This window comes from Micromonospora sp. NPDC048843 (assembly GCF_040649965.1).
Lineage (GTDB): Bacteria > Actinomycetota > Actinomycetes > Mycobacteriales > Micromonosporaceae > Micromonospora > Micromonospora hortensis.
The window spans coordinates 1-1,179 of the sequence record NZ_JBEZGJ010000382.1 but is presented as its reverse complement, the minus strand read 5'-3'; the positions used below and the strand labels follow the sequence as shown (position 1 = coordinate 1,179).

The following is a 1,179-nucleotide window of genomic DNA, read 5'->3' as shown; positions in this document are numbered from 1 at the left end:
CCACTGCCGGGTAGCCGGCCCACGCTCATCGTCGGTCGAGACAACCTCTTCGACGAACTCCCGTTCCCGACGAGGCCCGGGGAAACCCGGCAGCTCCCGGCGCAGCGAACGCTCGCGGCAGGCGATCCTGGCCGCGACCCGCGCGCTGATCGCCGAGGTCGGCTATCGCAAGGTGTCGATCGAGTCCATCGCCGCACGCGCCGGAGTCGGCAAACAGACGATCTACCGCTGGTGGCCGAGCAAGGGCGCGGTGATCTTCGAATCGTTCCTCGCCCTCGGCGATACGGACGGAGACGGGGTGGCGCTGCCCGACACCGGCGATATCGAGGCCGATCTCAAACTCGTCATGCGAGCGACGGTCGCGGAATTCGCCGATCCGGAATTCGAGCGGCCCATCCGCGCGCTCAATACCGAGATCATCAATGACCCGGATCTCGCCGAACAGTACGACCGGCTGCTGGGCAGACCGATGGACGAGGCGAAGAAGGTCCGGCTCCGCAGTGCACAGCAGGCCGGTCAACTGCGCGCCGACGCCGATCTCGATCTGCTGCTGGAAGTGCTCTACGCACCGCTCCAGCAGCGTTGGCTGCTGCGTTCCGGACCACTGAGCGAGTCCTACGCGGATGCGTTGGTGGAGACAGCCTTACGCGCGTTCGGGTCGTGAGGCCGATTCCGGCTTGCGGAACACCGCGATGGCGGCGGCAACCAGTGTCAGGGCGCAGCCGATCACCGCGCCGGCCGACAGACCCGGGCCGGCCGACAGCACGACGTCGAGTATCACCGAGGCGGCCAACTGGCCCGATACCGAGGTCAAGCCGAAGACCAGGACCCCGATCCAGCGCACGATCAGGGCTGCCACCGCGATGAAGAAGACCCCGATCACGCCGCCGGCGTACAACCACGGTTCCGTGGGAAAGCGTGTGGGCCAGCCGATTCGCGCGATCTGAACGACCTCCACCACCAGCAGCCCGGCGGTTCCGGCCGCGAAATTGATCGTGGTCGCCGACAACGGCCCGCCGACCGTCCCGATCCGGCCGTTGACCGCCTGCTGCCAGGCCAGGCCGAGACCGGCCAGGGCCGGCAGGACGATGAGCAGATACGCCGCGCCACCGGCAGTTCCGGACGCACCACCGGATCGGCCCAGTGCCCGCCGGGCCCCTTCGAGCTCGCGGCACGTAC

General features: G+C 68.4%; 2 protein-coding genes. One reads left to right on the top strand and one right to left on the bottom strand.

The window, feature by feature from the left end; genetic code table 11:
- The first annotated feature begins 124 nt into the window (after positions 1-124).
- Positions 125-664, top strand: coding sequence for a TetR/AcrR family transcriptional regulator (locus AB0C20_RS36265; RefSeq protein WP_357569727.1), 540 nt, complete (start codon positions 125-127; stop codon positions 662-664).
- Here the strand turns inward: AB0C20_RS36265 and AB0C20_RS36260 are convergent.
- Positions 644-1,179: DMT family transporter (locus AB0C20_RS36260; protein ID WP_357569726.1), on the bottom strand; the 536-nt coding region annotated here is incomplete at its 5' end. The genes AB0C20_RS36265 and AB0C20_RS36260 overlap by 21 nt on opposite strands.